Source organism: Burkholderia sp. AU33803 (assembly GCF_002223095.1).
Lineage (GTDB): Bacteria > Pseudomonadota > Gammaproteobacteria > Burkholderiales > Burkholderiaceae > Burkholderia.
This window is the reverse complement of sequence record NZ_NKFJ01000006.1, coordinates 2,304,191-2,319,136: the sequence shown is the minus strand read 5'-3', so window position 1 is coordinate 2,319,136 and position 14,946 is coordinate 2,304,191. Positions and strand designations below refer to the sequence as shown.

The window sequence follows — 14,946 nt, the reverse complement described above, 5'->3', positions numbered from 1 at the left end:
GACATGATCGAACCACGCGGATGCGGGCACGACTGCCCGTCGCGCGATGCGGCGGGGGCACACGAGCATGCGCCGCCAGCCGATGGCCTGCACGAGCAATGGTTCGTCGCGTGCACCGAACGCGAACTCCCGCGCGACAAGCCGCTCGGCGTGCGGATCCTCGATACGGGCATCGTGCTGTTCCGGCAGCGCGATGGCCGGATCGCCGCGCTGATCGACCAGTGCGTGCATCGCGGCACGCGCCTGTCGGCCGGCAAGGTCGACCGCGACACGCTCGTGTGCCCGTACCACGGCTGGCGCTACGACGGCGAAGGGCAGGTCGTCCATGTGCCGAGCATCGACGGCACGCAACCGACGGGCATGCCCGGCCGCTATCCGTTCCGGCAGCGCACGTTGCCCGTGCAACTGCTCGACGGGCTCGTGTGGGTGTACCTCGGCACGGGCGATCCGTCGGCGCGCGCGATCTTCCGGATGCCGTTCCGCGATGTCGAGCCGTGGCAGTCGTACTTCATGGTGAACACGTTCGACGGCGACATCGCGATGCTCGCGCAGAACTTCATGGACGTGCCGCATACGGTTTTCGTGCACGATGGGATCTTTCGCAGCAGCCGCGGCCAGGCGATGGAAGCGACGGTCGCGACGACACAGGACAGCGTGGCCGTCACCTATCACGACGGCGATGACAAGATCGGCTTCTGTCTCGACTGGCTCACGAACCCCGATCGCGTGCCGCTCGCGCACGTCGACCGCTTCATTGCGCCGAACGTGACGCGCTGCGACTACCTGTGGGGCGAACGTTCCGGTTTCCTGATCGTCAGCCAGATCACGCCGATCGATGCACGCCGCTCGCGCGTCTATACATACATTGCGTATCGGTTCCGGCTGCCGCGCTGGATGCTGCGCGCGCTGCGGCCGCTGCTGAACCTGTACACGCATCTCGTGATCCAGCAGGACGTGCGGATCATGCGTGCGCACCGGCAGGGCCTCGACAACGCGCCGGGCTTCCGCCCGCACAACGTGCGGGCCGACATCGTGCACGTCGCGATCGACCGGCTGCTCGATGCCGTGAAGCGCGACGAGCCGCTGCCGGCCGGGCAGTGCGGTGAAAAGGTGATGCGGTTCGAGCTGTAGGCGCCGCGCGGCGCAGGACGTCTAGCGCGTGGAGCCGGCCTGGCCGGAGGCGGACGGCGCGAACGCGGTGCCGTCCGTCAGGTAGCGATGCACGGCCGGCAGATGCTCGAGCGCGAGCGCCGGATACGCGTGATGCACCTGGTGATAGCCGATGTTGCGCGGATACAGTACGAGCTTGCCGATCCAGCCGAATGTCATCGTGCGTGTCATGTGCCAGATCGATTCCGGTGCGCGTTCGTCGATCTCGACGTGCTGATGTTCGAGCAGCACGCGGTTCGCATTCATGATGCCGCCGACGATCCATGGCAGTCCGTAGTACGTGAAGAACGGCAGATCCCAGTGCACGACGGCCGCGATCGCGAGCAGATAGACCGCGCAATGCGGCAGGTCGGCGCGCGCGCAGGCGATGACTTCAGGGTGACGGCGCAAATCCTGGCGCGAGCGGTCCTGCATGAAGCCGCGTGCATACCACGGCCGGAACGCCGGCCACGCGAGCGCGAGCGGCGCCATCAGCGCGCGCAGCGGCCACCAGACCGGCAGCAGCGCGCCGCGCAGCATCATCACGCGCTGCACCCAGCCGCCGCGCGCGGCCAGGCGGTGCAGGTACGGATCCTCGGCGGTGCCGACCGCACGGTGGTGGCGCAGGTGGTGATAGCGCATCGCGGCGATCGACGAACCGATCGTCCAGCCGGCGAGCGCTTCGACGAGCGCGAGCGGCAGCGTCATGCGCCGCATCGGGAGGTGGCAGGCATCGTGCAGGATCACGCCGAATGCCTGCAGCCGGCCCGCGATCAACAGCACGGCCACGACATAGACGAATGGATTTGGCACGAACCGGATCGCGGCCCAGCACAGCAGGATGCCGAGCCAGTCGATGCACGCATAGCGGACGAGTCGCCACGGCCGCGCGCCGGCTGCGAACGGCAGCGTGCGGTTCAGTTCGGCAGGTGTCGGCAGGGCGGAGGGCGTGGGCATTCGATGAGGTCGGGTGCGCCGTCGATGGCGCGCATGCAGGTGTATCGGTCGGGAATATACACCTGATTCTTCAGACGACGAGCGGTCATCGTCAACGTGCGGCGCATGGCTTGCCGAACCATCGCATCGCCGCGTGCGCGGCTTCGTCGGCGTTCGATGCATCGTCACTGGCCCTCGCGACGACACCGTCGGGCCGTGCGAGCACCGCGCGCAGTCCCTGCCGGTCTTTCGCATCGCCCGCGTGACCGCTTGTTTACCCGAGCAGCCGCAACGCGTCCGCGAGCGACAGCACCGTCGTGCGCGATTCGAAGGCGGTGGAGAACAGGTGCTCATGGACCACCTGGTCCGGGTCGTAGCAGCAGTCCTTGACCGTGTACAGGCGAAAATCCGCATCGCTCGCGTGAGCGATCGACGACAGCATCACGCCCGTCGACGCGATGCCGACCATGATCAGCGAATCGACACGTTGCTCGACCAGCCGCGCCTGCAGATCGGTGCCGAAGAACACGCTGGCGCGGTGCGCGACGATCAGCGGCTCGTCGTCTTGCCGGCCGAGTTCCGGGCACGGGCCGTCGTTGATGAACAGGCCGAGCTGCTTGATGCCCTGGCCGTTCTTGTTGCGCGGGCTGACTTCCGGATAACCGGGGCTGAACCGGAGGTTCGCGAACCAGACGCCGATGCCGCCGGCCCGCGCCGCATCGCAGAGTCGGCGCGTATTGGCGAGCAATTCGGGCGCGACGGACGGAAAGAGGCCGAGGATGTCGGTCTGGTAATGCATGACGAGCAGCGCGGTGCTCGACGGCACGAGGGCGGGAATCGGCGCGGACGGGCTGTCGCCGGGGTTCGTGCGGGTGGTCGTTGCGATATCCGGTGCGTGTTGCCGAGTCATGAGCGAGAGTCTCCGATAGCCCGCGGGGAATGTCAGCGTCCCCGATTTGTACCGGAAAATCGGCGCGGTTGCCGATGCGATTTTCGTAGGCGCGTGTTGCCGCGCTGTGGGGCCGCCGCCCCATCCCAATGAATCTGCGGGCTTTCCGTGGCGTCTCAACCCATCCGGAGGTCGCCGCCGGCGGCATCTGCAAGTCGATGGCCGCTCCGATGCTCGGTGCCGGTCGTGCTCGGCATTCGGCCATTCGACTCAGGGAAATATCAGGAAAGCGGTCGGTCGTCAGTCGAATGTGATCAAGTCCTTGAAGATAAGTTGTCCCCAGTGATTTCCGCGCGCATGTACAAGGAGCCCACCTTCCGAAAGCCCGCCCAGTTTGATTGGCGCGAAACCGAGTTTTTCGGCAAGCGCGCCGATCTCCGCTGCTGCGGCGTCGTCGTCGCTCGCCAGGAACACGACTCTCCTGCCACCATGGATGGCCGGGTCCTGGCCGAGGACGGCGGCAACCAGATGATTGAAGCCTTTCACCAGCCTGGCGCCGTTGAACGCGTTCGCGACGAAAACAGAGGAGGGCAGACCGCCCAGTTCCTCGAGCGGGGCCTGCGTGTTCATCACGTCGATAACCGTCTTCCCCTTCCAGTCGGGCAGTGCTTTCGCGACCTCCGGGTGCGACTCGAAACGGACAGCCAGAAAGAGGGTGTCCGCCTTGACGGCTTCCGCCAGGGTTTGGGGAATGATCGTGGGGCCGATCGCGGCCGCATCGGCCGCAAAGCTTTCCGGGGCGCGCGTGGTTGCAACGGCCACTTCGATGCCGTTGCGGGCGAACGCCCTGGCTAGTGCGTGGCCGATCTTGCCGAAGCCGATGATTGCGTAACGCATAGGTTTCTCCTTCGTTTCCGTGCGCTGTCAGAGCTTGTAACCACCGCTCGCTTCGATCGTTTGGCCGGTCACCCAATAGCCGTCATCGGAGGCCAGGAACGCCACGACGGCGGCGATTTCCGAAGGCTCGCCGAAGCGGCCCAACGCGATCTGGGCCTCGGCCGCCTTGACGAGTTCGGGATTCTCCCGAACGGCGGCGTTTGCATCCGTTCGCGTGAAGCCCGGCGCGACAGAGTTTGCGGTGATGCCACGCGGCCCCAGCTCGATGGCGAGCGTATGGGTCAGGGTATTGATGGCCGCTTTCGCCATCGAGTAGACGGGCGCCGCCGTCACGGGCTTCGTGGCGGCGGCGGAAGAAATGTTGATGATGCGCGCACCATCGGCGAGACGGTCCAGAGCGGCCTGAATGATGAAGAAGGGCGCGCGGGCGTAGACCGCCATCAGGATGTCCCAACGCTCGGGCGTCGCGTCCTTGAAGCCGACCCAGCCGGAATTGCCGGCGTTGTTGACCAGAATGTCGAGGGCCTTGGTTCCGTTCCGCCGGGTGAGTTCGTCGTCGAGTCTCTCGAACAAAGCCGGGACGGCCGCCGGATCGACGAGATCCGCGTGGATCGCGAATGCAGTGCCTCCCGCTTTCTCGATGGCTGCGATCGCCGCGTCCGCGCCGGATTGACTGGCGTTGTACGTGAGTGCGACGGTCGCACCGTCCTTGGCAAGACGTTCGGCGATGGCGCGGCCGATGCCCCGTGATGCGCCGGTCACGAGCGCCGTTTTGCCCTTCAACGATTGCGTCATTTGATCTTTCTCCTCAGAGTTGTGCCAGGCCACCGTCAACGGCGACCTCGCTGGCGGTCATGAAGCTGCTGTCCGACGACGCAAGAAAGGCGGCCACCGCCCCGATCTCCGCCGGATCGGCCATACGCTGGAGCGGCGTCATCGCCCCATAGGCCTTCTGGCCTTCTTCGCCCAGCGCCGCCTTGGCCAGTTCGGTCGCCGTCGCCCCGGGCGACAGCACGTTGACCCGGATGCCGGTGCCCTTCAGGTCCTCCGCCCAGGTCCGGGCGAGGTTGCGCACCGCTGCCTTGCTCGCGCTGTATGCGGTGAATCCCGCGGCGCCTGTGGTGCCGGCGCTCGATCCGGTCAGGATGATCGAACCGCCCCGGCCCATCAGCGGCAGCGCCGCCTGGACCGTGAAAATCGAACCCTTCACATTGGTGTCGAAGATTTCATCGATGTGTTCGGCGGTGATCTTGCCGAGCGGAAGCGGGCTTCCTGCACCGGCATTGGCGAACACGATGTCGAGGGTTTCGCGCTCGGCCTTCACCGCAGCGTAGAGCCGCTCGAGGTCGGCCAGATCGGAAACCGAGCCCTTCACCGCGCGGGCATGGGGCCCGAGGTCGGCCACGGCGTCGTCGAGCACTTCCTGCCGGCGGCCGAAGATATAGACGAAGGCGCCTTCGTCGATGAAGCGTCTTGCGGCGGCGCGGCCGATTCCGGTAGCGCCGCCGGTGATCACCGCGGTCTTTCCATTCAGTCTGTTCATGCCCTGCATCCTCGAAAACGAAAGTGACGAACACGATTCTGGACCGCTTGATTCATGAATCCAATTGACTGAATATCTATAGATGCCATCTACTTTCTAGATAGATATGCTGGACAACGTCACCATCAATCAACTTCGGGCTTTTGTCGCGGTATGCGATCAGGGAAGCTTCTCCGGGGCTGCACGGCAGCTGAGGCGTGCACAGTCGGCAATCAGTCACGCGATCGGCGCGCTCGAGAGTGCCTTCGACGTGGTGCTGTTCGAGCGCAACACGCGCAAAGCGACGCTCACGGCGGCAGGCCGCAGTCTTCTGCCGGATGCGCGGGGGGTGATCGCACGCACCGAGGAAATGAAGATGCGCGCGGTTGCCATTGCCGAAGCCGGGGTGCCACAGGTCTCGATTGCCGTGGATACCTATTTTCCGCGTGCGCACCTGATTGAATGCCTGCGCATCCTGCAGGCGGACTTTCCAACCGTTGCAATCAATCTGCGCATGACGACCATGCAGGGCGGCGAGCGTCTGGTTCTCGACGGCACGTGCGCATTGGCGGTCACGATCATGGACGTGCCCGAGTTGAGCCAAGGCACCATCGAACGGCAGCACTTGTGCGAAGCGCAAATGGTGACCGTGTGTGCGCCATCGCATCCGCTGGCCGCACTCGCGGGGCCGATCCCGCGGGAGGAGTTTGGCCGGCACATCCAGCTCGTCGTGACGGACAATCAGGCCGATGCGGGAAAGAGCCAGCAAGGGGTCGCCAGCGAACGCCAGTGGTGGGTGAACGATCTCGGCGCGAAGCACGATCTGCTCAGGGGCGGCTTGTGCTGGGGGCACATGCCGCGCCATCTGGTCGAGGAAGACCTCGCGAAGGGGGCGCTGGTCGAACTCCGGCGGCGCGCGTGGCACATGCGCTCGCTCACGTTCATGATCTCCCAGCGGCGCGGGTACGCAGTGTCCGAATGCGAGACACGGCTGGTCGAACTCCTGGGCAATCGTCATCCCGTCTCTAGGGACGGGAAGGCCGAGGCCCGCATGAAGCGCGGTCGCTGACGGGTTTGCCGGGAGGTGTCGTGCGAACCGTGCGTGAGCGCCGGCCGAATCGGCCTTTGAAGAGGCACGCTCGACTGCGCCGCCTCAGAAAATCGACCTTCCCGAATCAGTCGTCAACCACTCCTGCGCCAGCGTGCTGGTACGCCGGCGATATAAACCCGCGTCGAAACATTCAATTCTTCAAAATCAATCCGCTCATGTATTGATTCAAATCGCGGAAATCCTGGACTGTCCAGGAGTGGGGCGGGAGTTTTACGCCATTCTCTCGCAGCGTTTTCGGAATCAGGTCCCCATTGGGGCGAAGGATGATCGACGAGACAATGACGCCCGGATAATCGTTGAGCCGCTTTTTGAAGGCGGGCGTCGTGAGGTCGGGCGTGGGCGGGTTGCTTTTCTTGGCCAGCGGCCCCGTAGCTTTGGCATCGGCTCCGTGGCACATCGCACATCTCGCCAGGAAGATCTTTTTCCCGTTATCACTATCCGCGAAGGCGGGTGATGTTTGAGCAAGCAATGCTATTCCGAGCGAAGCGACGAGGAATATTTTCATTTTTCGTGGTTTTGTTGTGTGAACCGCTGCCTGTCTCTGTGGGGGCGATTGCGGCCGAATGGCGAGTTCTCCATCGAGCGCGCCGATATTCACCTGGCGGCGTGGCGCCAGGTGAATATCGGCGCGCCCAGCCCCGCCCCCTCAAAAAATCGACCTTCCCGAATAAGTCGTCAACCACTCCAGCGCCAGCGTGCCCGCCAGCGAGTTCCCGTTCGCATCGAGCCCCGGCGCCCACACGCACACGGCCATTTCGCCCGGCAGCACCGCGACGATCCCGCCGCCGACGCCACTCTTCGCAGGCAGCCCGACGCGATACACGAAATCCCCCGCAGCATCGTAGGTGCCGCAGGTCAGCATCAGCGCCGACAGCCGCTTCGCGGAACTCGAATCGACGATCCGCTCGCCGGTGACCGGTGCGACGCCGCCGTTAGCCAGGAACAGCGCCGCGCGCGCGAGCTCGACGCAGTTCATCGTGATCGCGCACTGGCGGCAATACGCATCGATCACGGTGTCGGGCGGCATCTGCATGTTGCCGAAGCTCGCCATGAAGTGTGCCATCGCGCGGTTGCGCTCCGCGTGCTGCAGCTCCGATTGCGCGACGCGCGAATCGTAGTCGACGTCGTTCGCGCCGATCAGCCGCCGCACGAATTCGACGAGCGCCGTCTCGGCCTTCACGAAGCGGCGGCACAGCACGTCGGTGACGACCAGCGCACCGGCGTTGATGAACGGATTGCGCGGCTTGCCGCGCTCGCTTTCGAGCTGGACCAGCGAATTGAACGCGTTGCCGGACGGCTCGCGGCCGACCCGTTCCCACAGTTCGTCGCCCAGCAGCTGGAACGCGAGCGTGCACGCGAACAGCTTCGAGATGCTCTGGATCGAGAAGCGTTCGTACGCATCGCCGACCGTGCAAACGTTTCCGTCCAGCGTCACGACGGCCATCCCGAACTTGTCGGCAGGCACTTTCGCGAGTTCGGGAATGTAGTCGGCAACGCGGCCCTGGCCAATCCAGGGGGCGAGTTCGGTGTGGATGCGTTCGAGGATCGTCTGGTAATTCATCGAGTCAGGCGGGTAGGTGAGCGGCCCGGATTCAGGCGAGCCCGTATGGAACCGTCCCGGCGCCGATTCGTCAAGCTCGGACGATATCGCGCCCTTATTTTCAAGACCTCTGAACAGGCGATCGGCCGGCGCAGTATCATGCGGTACGTTTCGGCCAATGGCCGGCGTCCGGCACGGGCCGGCGCCGCCGCCGCGGCTTCCCCGATGACCCGACCGCTGCCCATGTCTTTTCGCATCCTGCTCGTCGAAGACGACACCCGCCTGTCCACGCTGATCGCCGGCTACCTGCGCAAGAACGACTATGAAGTCGACACTGTGCTGCATGGTGACGCCGCGGTGCCGGCGATCCTGTCCATTCGTCCCGATCTCGTGATTCTCGACGTGAACCTGCCGGGCAAGGACGGTTTCGAAATCTGCCGCGAGGCACGCAAGCAGTACGACGGCGTGATCATCATGGTGACGGCGCGCGACGAGCCGTTCGACGAACTGCTCGGCCTCGAGTTCGGCGCGGACGACTACGTGCACAAGCCGGTCGAGCCGCGCATCCTGCTCGCGCGGATCAAGGCCCAGCTACGCCGCGCGCCCGCGCGCGTGACCGAGAGCACCGCGCCGCAGCCCGAGCGTTACGCGTTCGGCAAGTTCTCGATCGACCGCACCGACCGCTCCGTCGTGCTGCCCGACGGCAGCACGCCCGACCTGACCTCGGCCGAATTCGACCTGTTGTGGGCGCTCGTCTGCCATGCGGGCGAAGTCGTCAGCCGCGACGACCTGATGCTGCAGTTGCGCGGCGTCGAATTCGACGGCCTCGACCGCACGATCGACGGGCGCATTTCGAAGCTGCGCCGCAAGCTGCGCGACGACGCGAGCAACCCGCAGCGGATCAAGACGATTCGCAGCAAGGGCTATCAATTCAGCAAGCACGCGTGGGAATGACGCGGCGTTCGCACGACGCCGCCACATTCCGCGCGGGCATTCCATCCGCCGGCCGGGAGCCGAGATGATCCGACGAACCCGTTCGCACCCCGATGCACCGCCGCTGCCGACGCTGCGCTACGTCAAGTGGCGCTGGCTGCATTTCCGCCGCGCATGGACCGACACGCGCGCCGACCGCATTCCGAGCTGGTCGCGCCTTTACGTGCGCACGTACCTGCATCTGCTCGGCCTCGTGCTGCTGACCGCGCTCGTGCCGGCGCTCGCACTCTGCGTCGAATTGTCACCGCAGGTCGTGTGGCATGCGTTCGACTCGCTGCCCGGCGACATCTGGATCGTGCTCGTCTTCGTGTTCGCCGCACCGGCGCTCGCGGCATACCGATGGATGCGGCCCGTGTGGTCGGATCTCGTGATGGTGCGCGAGCGCGCGATCGACTTCACTGGCGGGCGCTTCAACACGCGTGCGCGCGAATCGCACAGCGTGATCATCGGCCCGCTCGCGCGGACGCTGAATGCACTCGCGATGCGCATGGAGCGGCTGATCGCCGCGCAGCGCGACCTGACGAACGGCATCTCGCACGAGCTGCGCACGCCGCTCGCGCGCGTGCGGTTCGCGCTCGAAATGCTGCGCGAACCGGGTTCCGCGGCCGAATACCAGGGCGCGCTCGAGAGCATCGCGCAGGACGTGACCGAGCTCGAGGAACTGATCGACATGAGTCTCACGTATGCGCGGCTCGAATACAGCTCGCTGCAGTCGAACCTCGAGATGACGGCCCCCGTCGCGTGGTTCGAGCATCAGGTCAGCGATGCGCAGCTGCTGTATCCGGAGCGCGCGATCGAGTCGCGCATCGCGATCGCATCGGACCTGCGCGTGAAGATGGACCGGCGGCTGATGTCGTATGCGATGCGCAACCTGTTGCGCAACGCGAGCAAGTACGCGAATTCGCGGATCGTCGTCGGGATCTCGCTCGTGCACGGCAACATCGGGATCTTCGTCGAGGACGACGGCCCCGGCGTGCCGGAGAGCGAGCGCGAGCGAATCTTCGACGCATTCGTGCGCCTCGACCGCCGCACCGGCGGCTACGGCCTCGGCCTGTCGATCACGCGACAGGTGCTCCACGCGCACAACGGCCGGATCGCGGTCGTCGATCCCGTCGAGCTCGGCGGCGCGCGCTTCGAGATCAGCTGGCCGGTCTAGCGATACACATCGCGGGCGCCGAGCCCGACAACGACAACAGCACGACAGCACGACAGCACACAGCCGCACGCGCCGGACTCGAGCGCGTCGCCGGCCGTTCCCGCTGTACCTACCCCGTCTCGACGCCTCCGCGCACCGCCATCGCGTGGCGATTCGTTTGCCACGCGTACGCGCTTTGCATTACGATTGCAATTGCAACTATATCGGCGGGCCGATCCCTGAAAGCGCAGGCGGGCCGCCCGCGACGCAGCAGTGAAGCCGGGGCTGCCACGATGGCCGCCTCCTTGTTCATGCATTCCTGTCCGGGTCACACATCATGCGGCTTTTGAATATCGTGTCTTCTCCCCGCGGCGCCAGGTCGGCTTCGATCGCGGTCGCCACTGCCTTTGTCGAGGCGTACCGCGAGACGGGCGCCACGCTCGACGTCGATACGCTGAATGTCTGGGAGGAGGACTTGCCGGACTTCGACAGCGAGGCGATCGGCGCCAAGTACAAGGGCGTCGCGAACGCACCGATGGATGACGCGGAGCAGTCGATCTGGCGGCGCATCCAGTCGCTCGTGAAGCGTTTTCAGGCGGCGGACCGGATCGTCGTCGGCGTGCCGATGTGGAATTTCGGCTATCCGTACAAGCTCAAGCAGCTGATCGATCTCGTCAGCCAGCGGAACATGCTGTTTACGTTCGACGGGAACGCGTACGCGCCGTTGCTGGAAATTCCGCGCGCGCTGGTGATCCATGTTCGCGGGCAAAGCCGGGAGCCCGGCGCGGGCGCCGACAATCCCGGGTTCCGGCATCAGGCCGACTACATCGAATTCTGGTTGAGGTTCATCGGCGTGAGCGAGGTCAGGAGCCTGACCGTCGAACATACGTGGGGCGCGCGGGCCAGCGACAGCATCGAACGGGCGCAAGCCCGCGCGGTCGCGATGGCGGCGGAGTTCTGACCGGGCCGCGCGGCGCGAGGCAGACGCGGCTGCCGCCGAAGCGGCAGCCGCGCACGCTCAGTACGTCCGGCCGAGCTGCAGGTAGAAGTTGCGGCGGCCGCCGGGCGCGAGCGCGACGCCGATGTACACGGGCCCGAACGCGGTCGACAGGCTCGTGAAGAACGTATAGCTCTGCTTGAGCGCACCGCCGCCGACCTTCTGGCCGCTCGACCAGACGTTGCCGACTTCCGCGCTGGCGCCTACCGACAGCGCCTTGACCGGCGACGCGTTGAACGTCATCAACTGGTTCATGTAGGTCACCTGCGCATACGCGAGCTCGTTGCCGTTCAATTGGTCGGCCGCATACGCGGACAGATGCTGGAAGCCGCCGAGCGTGAAATTGAAGGCGTTGATCAGGTTGGTGCCGCCGATGCTCTTGCCGCCTTCGATCGTCGCGCTGACGCTGTGCCGGCCGAACTGCTGCGCGACCATCGCCTTGCCGTAGATCTCGGTGTAGGGCGCGGTGTTGATGCTGTCGTCGAAGTCCGACGCCGAGCCCCCGTTGCGCGACACCAGCGAGCGTTCGACGCGCAGCTCGGTGAAATAGCCCTTGCGCGGGAACAGCGGATCGTCGAGCTGGTCGATCACGAGCCGCGCGCGCGCGGTCAGCGCCTGCGACGTAAAGCTGGGCCACAGCAGCGTCTGGCCGTTGCCGTCGTCGAACGGCACGTTGTAGGTCGGCGAGCCGTGCCCGGTCACGTAACCGAGGCCGATCCGGAAATCGCCGAGCCGCCCGATCGGCAGCCCGAAATCGAGCCCGGCGCGTGCGGTCTGCATCAGGTACTGCGTGATCTTCACGTCGCCGGTGTCGTCGTACAGGTTCGCGTAGCGGCGCTGGTATTCCGCGTACGGCGACAGATAGACGCCGTAGGCCATCGACAGCGGCTGGCGGAACTCGATGCGCGCCGATTGCAGGTCGCTGCCGATCGTCGTGTCCGCGCGGAATTCGAGCCCGGATTCGGTGAGCCACGGCCGCCGGTAGCCGACGTGCAGGCGGAAGCCGCCCTCGTCGGTCGAACTGCTCGACATGCCGAGCCCGAACAGCAGGAAGTTCGGCCCCCAGTATTTCTCGCGCGCGTCGATCTCGAGCACGTTTTCGTTGCCGTGGCTCACGATCTGCTGCGTGACGCTCTCGAAGTTGCCGCCCGTCGTGAGCCCGAGCAGATCCTGGCTGACGGTGTCCGGATCGTAGGTGTCGCCGGGTTTCACGTGCAGCGCGTTGCTGACGACCTGCTTCGGCACGCCGCCGGAGGTCTTGATGTCGATGCGCGTGATGCGGATCGGCGGCGGCAGCGGCTGCGCGTGCGCGGACTTGTAGGCTGCGTACTGTTCCGGCGTGAGCGCGAAGCGCTTCAGCTTAGGCAGCGCCGCGGTCGCGGCGGCAGCGCCTGCGGCGATCGCCTGCTTCGCGTTCTGGAAATCGGTGAACGCGAGCGAGCCGAGGTCCGGCGTGAGCAGCACGTCCTGCGCGTCGAGCTGCTTGCGCTGCGCGGTCACGTTCTGGCGGATCAGGATGCCGACCATCTGCTGCATCACGTCGGCCGGCGACGCGAGCGCGTCGAGCGGACGCAGTTGCGAGCCGATGTCGACCGCGATCACGACGTTCGCGCCCATCTGCCGCGCGGTGTCGACGGGCAGGTTGCTGACGAGCCCGCCGTCCACGAGCGCGCGCCCGTTGATCTCGGCCGGCGCGAACAGGCCCGGCATCGCCATGCTCGCGCGGATCGCGAGCGGCAGCGAGCCGTGGTCGAGCACCACCATCTGGCCCGTCTGCAGGTCGGTCGCGACCGCGCGGTACGGGATCGGCAGGCGGTCGAACGGCTGGTTGGTCGGCACGGCGGCCGTCCAGCTCGCGAGCAGCGCCTGCAGCCGGTTGCCCTGCACGAGGCCGACCGGCACTTTCACGCCTTTCTTGCCGAAGCCGAGCGTCAGCCCGTTGATGTACAGGCGCTCGTCCTCCCGGCTGGTTTGCGGCAGGTCCGCGCGCTCCGTCACGTCGAACGCGATGTCCGCGAGGTTGACCTCCGACAGCCGCTTCTGCATCTCGCCGGCGGCCATGCCGCTCGCGTACAGGCCGCCGACCACTGCGCCCATGCTGGTGCCGGCGATGCAGTCGATCGGGATGCGGTTGTCTTCCAGTACCTTCAGGATCCCGAGATGCGCGTAGCCGCGTGCGCCGCCGCCGGACAGCACGAGGCCGATCGACGGGCGGCCGGCCGGGCCGCCGTCGGCTTCGCAGGTGTGCCCGGATGAGGTGGGCGTCGCAGCCGGCGCGCTGGCGGCAGCGACCGGGGCGGGGATCGGGGCGGCGGTGACCGCGGCCGCGGAGGCGGAGTCGACGGCCGGCAGCGGTTGCGCGGCGACCGTGCAGCACCAGAAGGCGACGAGCGTCGTGCAAAGCGGGCGCACCCGCGCCCAGCGGAAGGAAACGGTCGCTGTCATGGAGGAAATACCTGGCGTGATCGGGCGTCTGAGGCCTGCCGGGAGCAGGCAAGACCGAGAGATTACCGTGTTTTACAGGCGCAATGCGAGAGGCTGATGCGTAGCCGGAGGCGTCCGGAACGGCATTTTTGACAATTCAGTCGCGAAAAAATCATCAGAATTGCCTAAAGTATCGGAACGAATTGCCGCTAAGTTCGTGATGGGGCGGCATGGACGCGCCGCGAAATATGGCGCGGCTGCCCTGGTCCGTTCGATTACAAAGGTTTGATATGTCGACACCGCTGTTCGGAAAGTTGTTTGCGCAACCCGTTGCGATCGACCCTGGAACGGCGAGTACGCGGATTTATACGCACGAACGCGGCGTGGTGCTGAACCAGCCGTCGGTCGTCTGCTTCCGCAAGGCGGGTGCCGGTGCGACCGACGCCCGGCCGACGCTCGAGGCCGTCGGCGAGCTCGCGAAGGCGCTGCTCGGCCGCGAACCGGGGCACCTCGAAGCCGTGCGGCCGATGCGGCACGGCGTGATCGCCGACGCGCACGCGGCCGAGCAGATGATCCGCAGCTTCATCGACATGTCGCGCACGCGTTCGCGCTTCGGCCGCCGCGTCGAAGTCACGTTGTGCGTGCCGTCCGATGCGACGGCCGTCGAGCGCCGCGCGCTCCGCGAGGCCGCCTTCGCCGCGGGTGTATCGGAGGTCGAACTGATCGAGGAATCGCTCGCGGCCGGGCTCGGCGCGGGCCTGCCGGTGACCGAGCCGGTCGGCTCGATGGTCGTCGACATCGGCGGCGGGACGACCGAAGTCGCGGTGATCGCGCTCGGCGGCATCGTCTACCGCGAGGCGATTCGCGTGGGCGGCAACCAGTTCGACGAGGCGATCGTCAACCATGTGCGAAACCTGTATGGCGTGCTGCTCGGCGAACAGACGGCCGAACACGTGAAGCAGACGATCGGCTCGGCCACCAGCGCGGTGCCGCGCCGGTCGACGCGCGCGGTCGGGCGGGGTGTCGGCGACGGGCTGCCGCGCTCGATCGAACTGTCCAACCACGACGTGGCGGATGCGCTGGCCGCGCCGCTCAAGCAGGTGATCGGCGCGGTGAAGTCGGTGCTGGAGAACGCGCCGGCCGAGCTCGTGACCGACATCGCGAATCGCGGCGTGGTGCTGACGGGCGGCGGCGCGCTGCTCGCGGATATCGAACGCCTGCTGTACGACGAGACGGGGCTCGTCGCCCGGATCGCCGACGAGCCGGCCACCTGCGCGGTGCGCGGCGCGGGCGAGGCGATGGGGCGGCTCACGATGTGCCAGGTCGACTGATCCGCATCGCGCCGGCCGGGCG

Annotated in this window: 14 protein-coding genes and 1 pseudogene; 6 read left to right on the top strand and 9 right to left on the bottom strand. The window is 66.3% G+C overall.

The annotated features are described in order from the left end of the window. Positions 1–3 precede the first annotated feature (3 nt). Complete coding sequence (locus CFB41_RS27725; protein WP_256941216.1) at positions 4–1,131, top strand: aromatic ring-hydroxylating dioxygenase subunit alpha; 1,128 nt, start codon at positions 4–6, stop codon at positions 1,129–1,131. Between the two features lie 21 nt (positions 1,132–1,152). Here CFB41_RS27725 and CFB41_RS27720 read toward each other — a convergent pair whose 3' ends face one another. The 6 genes and pseudogenes from CFB41_RS27720 to CFB41_RS27700 all read right to left on the bottom strand — a co-directional run bounded on the left by CFB41_RS27720 (position 1,153) and on the right by CFB41_RS27700 (position 5,414). Continuing rightward, positions 1,153–2,106 (bottom strand): fatty acid desaturase family protein, encoded by a 954-nt coding sequence (locus tag CFB41_RS27720; protein ID WP_089458662.1) that lies wholly within the window; start codon positions 2,104–2,106, stop codon positions 1,153–1,155. Positions 2,107–2,197: 91 nt separating this feature from the next. Next, positions 2,198–2,326 (bottom strand): annotated as a pseudogene (locus CFB41_RS38995) (hypothetical protein); the annotation flags it as partial. Between the two features lie 33 nt (positions 2,327–2,359). Further along, positions 2,360–2,995 carry an isochorismatase family cysteine hydrolase gene (locus tag CFB41_RS27715; protein WP_089458661.1) on the bottom strand — a complete coding sequence of 212 codons (636 nt, stop codon included), beginning with the start codon at positions 2,993–2,995 and terminating at the stop codon, positions 2,360–2,362. Positions 2,996–3,274: 279 nt separating this feature from the next. Further along, the gene (locus CFB41_RS27710; protein WP_089458660.1) at positions 3,275–3,871 is read right to left on the bottom strand and encodes an NADPH-dependent F420 reductase; all 597 of its coding nucleotides are present in this window, start codon (positions 3,869–3,871) and stop codon (positions 3,275–3,277) included. Positions 3,872–3,898: 27 nt separating this feature from the next. After that, positions 3,899–4,666: an SDR family NAD(P)-dependent oxidoreductase gene (locus CFB41_RS27705; RefSeq protein WP_089458659.1), complete on the bottom strand. Its 768-nt coding sequence runs from the start codon at positions 4,664–4,666 to the stop codon at positions 3,899–3,901. A gap of 13 nt (positions 4,667–4,679) precedes the next feature. Further along, positions 4,680–5,414, bottom strand: coding sequence for an SDR family NAD(P)-dependent oxidoreductase (locus tag CFB41_RS27700; protein WP_089459012.1), 735 nt, complete (start codon positions 5,412–5,414; stop codon positions 4,680–4,682). Between the two features lie 106 nt (positions 5,415–5,520). Between CFB41_RS27700 and CFB41_RS27695 the strand changes: the two genes are divergently transcribed. Next, positions 5,521–6,462 carry a LysR family transcriptional regulator gene (locus CFB41_RS27695; protein WP_089458658.1) on the top strand — a complete coding sequence of 314 codons (942 nt, stop codon included), beginning with the start codon at positions 5,521–5,523 and terminating at the stop codon, positions 6,460–6,462. A gap of 172 nt (positions 6,463–6,634) precedes the next feature. Here CFB41_RS27695 and CFB41_RS27690 read toward each other — a convergent pair whose 3' ends face one another. Together CFB41_RS27690 and CFB41_RS27685 are read right to left on the bottom strand one after the other, a co-directional pair. After that, complete coding sequence (locus CFB41_RS27690; RefSeq protein ID WP_089458657.1) at positions 6,635–7,009, bottom strand: cytochrome c; 375 nt, start codon at positions 7,007–7,009, stop codon at positions 6,635–6,637. A 141-nt stretch (positions 7,010–7,150) separates the two neighbouring features. Continuing rightward, entirely contained in the window at positions 7,151–8,065 is a 915-nt protein-coding gene (locus tag CFB41_RS27685) for a glutaminase (RefSeq protein WP_089458656.1), read from the bottom strand. 222 nt (positions 8,066–8,287) lie between these two features. Between CFB41_RS27685 and CFB41_RS27680 the strand changes: the two genes are divergently transcribed. The 3 genes from CFB41_RS27680 (at position 8,288) to CFB41_RS27670 (ending at position 11,133) form a co-directional block, all read left to right on the top strand. Continuing rightward, positions 8,288–8,998 (top strand): response regulator, encoded by a 711-nt coding sequence (locus CFB41_RS27680; protein WP_039366515.1) that lies wholly within the window; start codon positions 8,288–8,290, stop codon positions 8,996–8,998. Between the two features lie 64 nt (positions 8,999–9,062). After that, a complete protein-coding gene (locus CFB41_RS27675) occupies positions 9,063–10,193 on the top strand; it encodes an ATP-binding protein (RefSeq protein WP_089458655.1) in 1,131 nt (376 codons plus the stop codon). A gap of 316 nt (positions 10,194–10,509) precedes the next feature. Continuing rightward, positions 10,510–11,133 (top strand): FMN-dependent NADH-azoreductase, encoded by a 624-nt coding sequence (locus tag CFB41_RS27670; protein ID WP_089458654.1) that lies wholly within the window; start codon positions 10,510–10,512, stop codon positions 11,131–11,133. Between the two features lie 57 nt (positions 11,134–11,190). On the opposite strand, the gene CFB41_RS27665 is transcribed toward CFB41_RS27670, so the two are convergent. After that, positions 11,191–13,614 (bottom strand): patatin-like phospholipase family protein, encoded by a 2,424-nt coding sequence (locus CFB41_RS27665; RefSeq protein WP_089458653.1) that lies wholly within the window; start codon positions 13,612–13,614, stop codon positions 11,191–11,193. Positions 13,615–13,883: 269 nt separating this feature from the next. Between CFB41_RS27665 and CFB41_RS27660 the strand changes: the two genes are divergently transcribed. Then, positions 13,884–14,924, top strand: a complete 1,041-nt coding sequence (locus tag CFB41_RS27660; protein WP_089441899.1) for a rod shape-determining protein — start codon at positions 13,884–13,886, stop codon at positions 14,922–14,924. Positions 14,925–14,946 lie beyond the last annotated feature (22 nt).

Coding starts and splice junctions, on each gene's coding strand:
- CFB41_RS27725 (WP_256941216.1), top strand. CDS start 4: ATGATCGAACCACGCGGATGCGGGCACGACTGCCCGTCGCGCGATGCG.
- CFB41_RS27720 (WP_089458662.1), bottom strand. CDS start 2,106: ATGCCCACGCCCTCCGCCCTGCCGACACCTGCCGAACTGAACCGCACG.
- CFB41_RS27715 (WP_089458661.1), bottom strand. CDS start 2,995: ATGACTCGGCAACACGCACCGGATATCGCAACGACCACCCGCACGAAC.
- CFB41_RS27710 (WP_089458660.1), bottom strand. CDS start 3,871: ATGCGTTACGCAATCATCGGCTTCGGCAAGATCGGCCACGCACTAGCC.
- CFB41_RS27705 (WP_089458659.1), bottom strand. CDS start 4,666: ATGACGCAATCGTTGAAGGGCAAAACGGCGCTCGTGACCGGCGCATCA.
- CFB41_RS27700 (WP_089459012.1), bottom strand. CDS start 5,414: ATGAACAGACTGAATGGAAAGACCGCGGTGATCACCGGCGGCGCTACC.
- CFB41_RS27695 (WP_089458658.1), top strand. CDS start 5,521: ATGCTGGACAACGTCACCATCAATCAACTTCGGGCTTTTGTCGCGGTA.
- CFB41_RS27690 (WP_089458657.1), bottom strand. CDS start 7,009: ATGAAAATATTCCTCGTCGCTTCGCTCGGAATAGCATTGCTTGCTCAA.
- CFB41_RS27685 (WP_089458656.1), bottom strand. CDS start 8,065: ATGAATTACCAGACGATCCTCGAACGCATCCACACCGAACTCGCCCCC.
- CFB41_RS27680 (WP_039366515.1), top strand. CDS start 8,288: ATGTCTTTTCGCATCCTGCTCGTCGAAGACGACACCCGCCTGTCCACG.
- CFB41_RS27675 (WP_089458655.1), top strand. CDS start 9,063: ATGATCCGACGAACCCGTTCGCACCCCGATGCACCGCCGCTGCCGACG.
- CFB41_RS27670 (WP_089458654.1), top strand. CDS start 10,510: ATGCGGCTTTTGAATATCGTGTCTTCTCCCCGCGGCGCCAGGTCGGCT.
- CFB41_RS27665 (WP_089458653.1), bottom strand. CDS start 13,614: ATGACAGCGACCGTTTCCTTCCGCTGGGCGCGGGTGCGCCCGCTTTGC.
- CFB41_RS27660 (WP_089441899.1), top strand. CDS start 13,884: ATGTCGACACCGCTGTTCGGAAAGTTGTTTGCGCAACCCGTTGCGATC.